The 6,082-nt window shown below is 57.0% G+C and carries 6 protein-coding genes and 1 tRNA gene; 5 read left to right on the forward strand and 2 right to left on the reverse strand.

The genetic code is table 11. The features are described from left to right. The 5 genes from ACKVOS_RS05940 to ACKVOS_RS05960 form a co-directional block, all read left to right on the forward strand. Positions 1 to 330 (forward strand): aminotransferase class IV (locus ACKVOS_RS05940; protein ID WP_409211097.1); only part of this gene is annotated, 330 nt, incomplete at its 5' end. A 106-nt stretch (positions 331 to 436) separates the two neighbouring features. Next, positions 437 to 511 (forward strand) — tRNA-Gln (locus ACKVOS_RS05945). A 152-nt stretch (positions 512 to 663) separates the two neighbouring features. Beyond that, positions 664 to 1,356 carry a response regulator transcription factor gene (locus ACKVOS_RS05950; RefSeq protein WP_409211098.1) on the forward strand — a complete coding sequence of 231 codons (693 nt, stop codon included), beginning with the start codon at positions 664 to 666 and terminating at the stop codon, positions 1,354 to 1,356. An 11-nt stretch (positions 1,357 to 1,367) separates the two neighbouring features. Then, on the forward strand, positions 1,368 to 2,666 hold the full coding sequence (locus tag ACKVOS_RS05955; protein ID WP_409211099.1) for a FecR domain-containing protein: 1,299 nt from the start codon (positions 1,368 to 1,370) through the stop codon (positions 2,664 to 2,666). Positions 2,667 to 2,709: 43 nt separating this feature from the next. After that, the gene (locus ACKVOS_RS05960) at positions 2,710 to 4,950 is read left to right on the forward strand and encodes a CHASE2 domain-containing protein (protein WP_409211100.1); all 2,241 of its coding nucleotides are present in this window, start codon (positions 2,710 to 2,712) and stop codon (positions 4,948 to 4,950) included. 224 nt (positions 4,951 to 5,174) lie between these two features. On the opposite strand, the gene ACKVOS_RS05965 is transcribed toward ACKVOS_RS05960, so the two are convergent. Both ACKVOS_RS05965 and ACKVOS_RS05970 read right to left on the reverse strand, forming a co-directional pair. Next, positions 5,175 to 5,717 (reverse strand): hypothetical protein, encoded by a 543-nt coding sequence (locus ACKVOS_RS05965; RefSeq protein WP_409211101.1) that lies wholly within the window; start codon positions 5,715 to 5,717, stop codon positions 5,175 to 5,177. Continuing rightward, positions 5,714 to 6,082 (reverse strand): 3-deoxy-7-phosphoheptulonate synthase (locus ACKVOS_RS05970; RefSeq protein WP_409211102.1); only part of this gene is annotated, 369 nt, incomplete at its 5' end. The genes ACKVOS_RS05970 and ACKVOS_RS05965, both read right to left, overlap by 4 nt.

Consider the following 6,082-nt stretch of genomic DNA (forward strand, 5'->3'; position numbering starts at 1 on the left):
ACACCGCCGACGGACGGCACGATCCTTGAGGGCATCACCCGCGAATCCATCATCATCTTGGCCCGCGAACAAGGCCTGGATGTGCGCGAAGAGCGCTACGCCATCGACCAATGGCGCGATGATGCGACCTCTGGCAAACTGGTCGAGGCCTTTGCGTGCGGCACCGCTGCGGTTGTGACCCCGGTGGGCAGCGTGCATAGCCAAAGCGGCAGTTTCACGATCGGTGCCGGTGGTCCGGGGCAAATAACCCAGCAATTGCGGGCAAAGTTGGTCGATATCCAGCGCGGCACCGCGCCCGATCCTCATGGGTGGGTACAACCGGTTATTTGATCGAAAATTCCTGCTTTTCGACAATTGCCATTGTCGAAACTCGCGTTATAAGGCCGCCGCAGCAGACAAGGCGGAACCCGCCTTATTGCGTTAAATGCCAAGATGATGGGGCGTCGCCAAGCGGTAAGGCAGCGGCTTTTGATGCCGCCATTCGCAGGTTCGATCCCTGCCGCCCCAGCCATCTCGCTTTTTACACCACTTCACACTGTGGCAATCTTTGTAAATGGTTGTAACAACCGGCACCCCGCTCTGGCGCTGGAGGTCAATAGCCTATATCTGACTCCCAGAGGGACACCTATTAGAAAAATGGTGCCATTGGGTAGGGTCAAACATATGCGTGTAGTAATCGCCGACGATGAAGCAGACGTCGTAGCATTTTTAAAGTCCATCGTCGAAGAACTGGGCCATATTGCGGTTAGCTATGCCGACGGCAATATTTTGGCCCAGGCTTTGATGCGTGAGACGTTCGATCTGGTCATACTCGATTGGAATATTCCCGGAAAAGACGGCATTGCATTGCTGAAATGGATGCAGACCGCCCTTCCCGATCATCCTCCCGTCATCATGATGACGAACCGTTCGGCCAAAAAGGATATCAGCGACGCGTTAAATGCCGGCGCTGATGATTATATCACCAAGCCTGAAGATCGATCGGTCGTTGCCGCCCGCATCAACGCGATGCTGCGTCGCAATGCCGGTGCAGGCGCTTTTGATGCAGAGGCGGTGTACGGAAAATATCATCTTAACCGTCTGGACCAGTCCGTCACGGTGAACGCGCAGACCGTAACCATGACGGCCAAGGAATTCGAGCTGGCCGATCTGTTTTTCCGCAACGCGGACCGCACATTGTCGCGCAATTACATCATGGAAACGATCTGGCGAACCAACGCGGTGCTCGCCACCCGCACGCTCGATATGCATATTTCACGCGTTCGGGCAAAGCTTGATCTGCAGCCGGAAAACGGATTTCGGATTTTTACCGTCTTCGGCTATGGCTATCGACTGGAGACCATAACAAGCAACTGACGGGACATTTTATGCGGCCAACCAAGCCACGGTTTGCATCTGCATTATTCGCTTTCTATTTTTGTCTATTCGCAACCACACAAGCCGCAGCGCAATCTGACGATGCGCCCGTCCGCTATGTGGTCCGCAAGGGAGACACCCTGATTGCGCTGGGAAATCGCTATTTTCTGACACCGCAAAGCTATAAAATTGTGCAACGCCAGAATAAGATAGCGGATCCGCATCTTATTCCGATTGGCAAGGCCCTTTCGATACCCCGCAATGTGCTAAAATTCCGTCCGGCATCGGCCGAGCTTGTGGCCGTTCGCGGGCAAGTCACTCAGGACACAAACCCCGCACGCACCGGTCTGAAATTGCAGGAAGGCGCTGCGATTACGACGGGGCCGTCTTCCTTTGCGACCATGGTGCTCGACGACGGCTCGCGCATTTCCCTGCCCTCCAACAGCGCGGTCCGTATCCGGCGGTTGCGGACTTATGTTATGGGGAATATTCTGGATTACGACTTCGACGTGGCGCGGGGCGGCATCCGGTCATCGGTGGTAAAGCAGAAATCGCCCGACGACAGCTACCGCGTCCGCACCCCCAAGGCGGTTTCCGCCGTCCGGGGTACAGATTTCCAATCCCGATATGATGCCGATACCCAGAATGACTTTGCCGAAGTCGTCGAAGGCGGGCTTTCGGTCGACACCGGCGGGGAAAATGCGCGTGCCCTTCCCGCAGGAAATGGCCTCGCAGTCAAAGCCGATGGCGGCGTTCTGACCGAAGCGTTGTTGCCGGCGCCTGAGCTGCTCGCTCCCGGAAAACTGCAAGCCGACAAGATAGTCCGCTTCGCAGCCGCCCTGTCCGGACCCATCCGCTACACTATTGCAACCGACTCCAGCTTTATTGAACAGGTCGCCGACGGCGTCGCGCAGGATGGAAAGGCGGAGTTCGCCGATCTGCCCAACGGCAATTACTTCGCACGGGCTCGCGCCATTTCGGCAGCGGGATTGCAGGGAATACCGGCTACATTCACGTTCAAACGACGCCTGAACAGTGTGACGGGAAGCGCTGGCAAGGAAAATGACGGATTTGTTTTCCGTTGGCGCGCCGAAGGTGACGGGCCGCAAAAATTCCATTTCCAACTGTTCCGCAACGCCGTCACAAATGTGGCGATGGTCGATGAGGCAGGCTTGGATTCGATGATGATCACCTTGTCCGACCTGCCCCCGGCCGATTATTATTGGCGCGTGGGATCTACCCAATATGCCGATGGCGAAGCGTCCACCAGTTGGACCCCAATCGAGAAAATCACGGTCGCAGGCCCTTGACGGTGGCCTTGCCCGCGCCGAGTAAAAAAGGCTGAAACCGGTCGTGAATTTGCAGCGTCGCCTTGCAATCGAATGGTTGGCCATCGGACTTTTTGCGACCTGCCTGCTCGTCGCCACACTTTATTGGCGCGGGACGGCTTCGTTCGACCATCTGCTCTATGACCAACTCAGCGCGGTCGAGCGCCCGCCGGCGGATGGCGACATATTGATTGTCACCATCGACGATCCCAGCCTGTCCGCGCTCGGCAAATGGCCGTGGGACCGGGATATCCATGCGCGGATGATTGCGAAACTCCAGCAGAAAAAACCGCGCGCCATCGCATTCGACATCCTGTTGAGCGAGCCGGGCACACCGGAATCAGACGACCGACTTGCGGCCGCCATGGCGGCTGGCCCCGCGCCGTTATTCATACCGCTACATTTCAATGCGCCGGGCAGCGACGGCCGGGACTATGACACGATATTGCCCGCACCCGTTTTTGCACAAGCGGCAGCTGGGATAGGGCATGTCAACATCCAGTTCGATGACGACGGTATTGTGCGTCACGCAACGCTCTGCTTCACGCCGGACAAGGGCGGTAAAGCATGGCCGCATTTGATAATGCGTCTGTTCGAGCCCACGCGCCCGCACTTTCCAAAGGCCGGATGTTCCGCACCCCTGCTCATCCCCTATGCCGAGCGGGGAAGCTTCTCCGAAATTTCCTACGCTGACATCTTGAACGGCGATGTGCCCGATGAACTGGTACGCGGCAAAAATATCATCATCGGGGCGACCGCCGCCGGCATGGGTGATAATTTCCCGACGCCCAATGGCGAAGGTGGCATGTTGTCGGGGGTAGAGGTGATGGCCAATGTTCTGGCCGCGGCGCGCCGTAATGACTTCATCCGTCCCCTTCCGGACCCATGGACCTATGCCCTGACGCTTGCGCCTATGTGGTTGTTGATGATCGGCTTTTTGCGTTTTCGGCCTCGGGTTGTGTTGATGGTTTCCCTCATTTCGCTGGCAGGGATACTCGCAATCAGCATCGCACTTTTGTTCAGCCGCCTGTGGTTTCCGCCGGGTCCCGCTCTGTTGGGCATATTGTTGGTCTATCCGTTATGGGGGTGGCGCCGTTTGCAGGCGATGAGCGTGTTCATGGATTCAGAGTTACGCGCACTCGAACAAAGCGGCGAGGTCCGCCCCTTGCCCATCCCTGCAAATCAGGCGACGGATATGGTGGGCCGCCAAAGCGAAGCTCTTGCCAGCGCGATTGACCATATGCGCGACCTGCGTCGCTTTGTGTCGGACACGCTGGCGGATTTGCCCGACCCGATGTTTGTAACCGATCCCGGCGACAAGGTCACCCTTACGAACAAATTGCTCAATGAAAGTCTGGACAAAGATATTTCCGGATGGCTGCTATCCGATGCACTCGACCTGATGGTCGTTGCGGAACAACGCGCGGCAGTCGACTATTATATCGGGCAGCCACAGGCCAAGGGTCAGGAATATGTGCGGTTCGTATCGCCCGCGGACAAGACTTTTGTCATGCGCCGGTCCGAAGTGCGTAGCGATTCAGGCGTGCTTCAAGGCCATATCCATTATCTGACCGACATAACGGCATTGGCAAAGGCAGAACGGGATCGGGAGGAGGTGTTGCAACTTCTGTCCCATGACATGCGCGCACCGCAATCATCGATCATCGCCCTGCTTGACGGCCCCGTCGATGCCGATGCCAAGAAACGGATCGAGCGGAACGCGCGGCGGACGATCCAGCTGGCTCAAGACTTTGTCGAAATCGCCCGCATGGGAGAGACCGACTTTGCCGGACAAGACGTCTTGCTCGCAGATCTGGTCCGGGAAGCGACCGACAGTCTATGGCCGCTCGCGCGGGAGCGTGGAATCAGTTTTTCGGTTCGCGACACGAGCGACAGCGCCTTTGTACTGGCCGAACCGGAAAGCTTGCACCGTGCAATCTGCAACCTCGTGGATAATGCCATCAAGTTCAGTCCGGCGGACGCGGTCATCGGCGTCGAGATCGTCCGGCAACATGGTTCCAATGTCACCGTCACGATATCGGACAGCGGCGACGGAATCGACGCCGATCTGTTGCCCAGCCTATTCACCCGATTTGCCTCCACCGGGCATCATGCCGGACGGGTAAAGGGCGTCGGTCTGGGGCTGGCCTTTGTTCATGCGGTCATTACCCGTCACAATGGCACAGTCTGGGCTGGAAACGGCGAAAGTGGCGGCGCCCGATTTACGGTCACCTTACCGGAGGCAAAGGATCTGGACGCGCAATAAAGCCTATGAAAACGGGTATTACGGCTTGGGTTTTCCGAAATTGTTGGTGTACCCTTGGCTGCTTGTCCAAAAGTTTTCCCTAAAAGGAAAAAGACAACAAGGAAAAAGACGGCAATTCTCGCCGCACCGCACACCGCCTTATTCCTCTTTTCCTTTTTCCTTCTAGCGAAAAAAATTGGGCGCAACATCGCAAGTCACAAACTTCGCACGCCGCCACAACAAACCTATTCGACCGCGTCCCGCCGAACAAGGTAACGTCCCCTGGGCTGACCCAAATCCGCCATAGCCGTCTCAACCATGAATGGCATCGCGTCAGCCAAGGGCATTTTGCAATGATATTCCGCGACACGGCTGCGATAGACTTCGGTACCGTCGCTGATACGGGTCATAGTTAGCCCGAGACGGAATTCTGTGTCGACGCAGTTTTGCAAGGGCTTGCGGCGTTTGGCGGCGGATAGGTTCGCGTCTCTGGCGCTCGTTCCCAAGGCGAGTGATGCATCGCGTGCATCAAGCGTGATTTGCAGAAATAGCCCGCCCTCTTTCGCCGGGCTAAATCCGCGCGAAACCAGCCCATTGCGGACAAGATCATAAGCGCGTTTCAGATCGGCAGGCGCATCTTCAGCGGCTGCGCCGCTAAAAGATTGGGCGCTTAACGCACTTTCGCCTGCGCTATCGATGCGCGTTTCGACACCCGACGAACAGGCAGAAACCAGAAAAGCTATGGTCAGGGCGTTCAATTTCCAGAGCATGGCACCGGCAATTTTCACGCCGCCTGTCGTGCGCGTTCGTTCAATTCCTGATTCAGCATTTCGGCGAGCAAGAAAGCGAGCTCCAAAGATTGCGCGGCATTCAAACGGGGGTCGCAGTGGGTGTGGTACCGGTCTGCCAGACCTTCATCCGTGACCGCAACGGCGCCGCCCGTGCATTCCGTTACATTCTGGCCGGTCATCTCGATATGGATACCGCCGCCAAAGCTGCCTTCAGCGCGATGTACCGCAAAGAAACCGCGTACTTCCGCCAAAATGCGCTCAAATGGACGCGTTTTGTAACCGCTTGCCGATTTAACGACATTGCCGTGCATCGGATCGCAAGACCAGATTACAGGATGGCCTTCCTGCTGAACGGCGCGAAC

It is taken from the genome of Sphingorhabdus sp. (assembly GCF_046154385.1).
Classification (GTDB): domain Bacteria; phylum Pseudomonadota; class Alphaproteobacteria; order Sphingomonadales; family Sphingomonadaceae; genus Sphingorhabdus_B.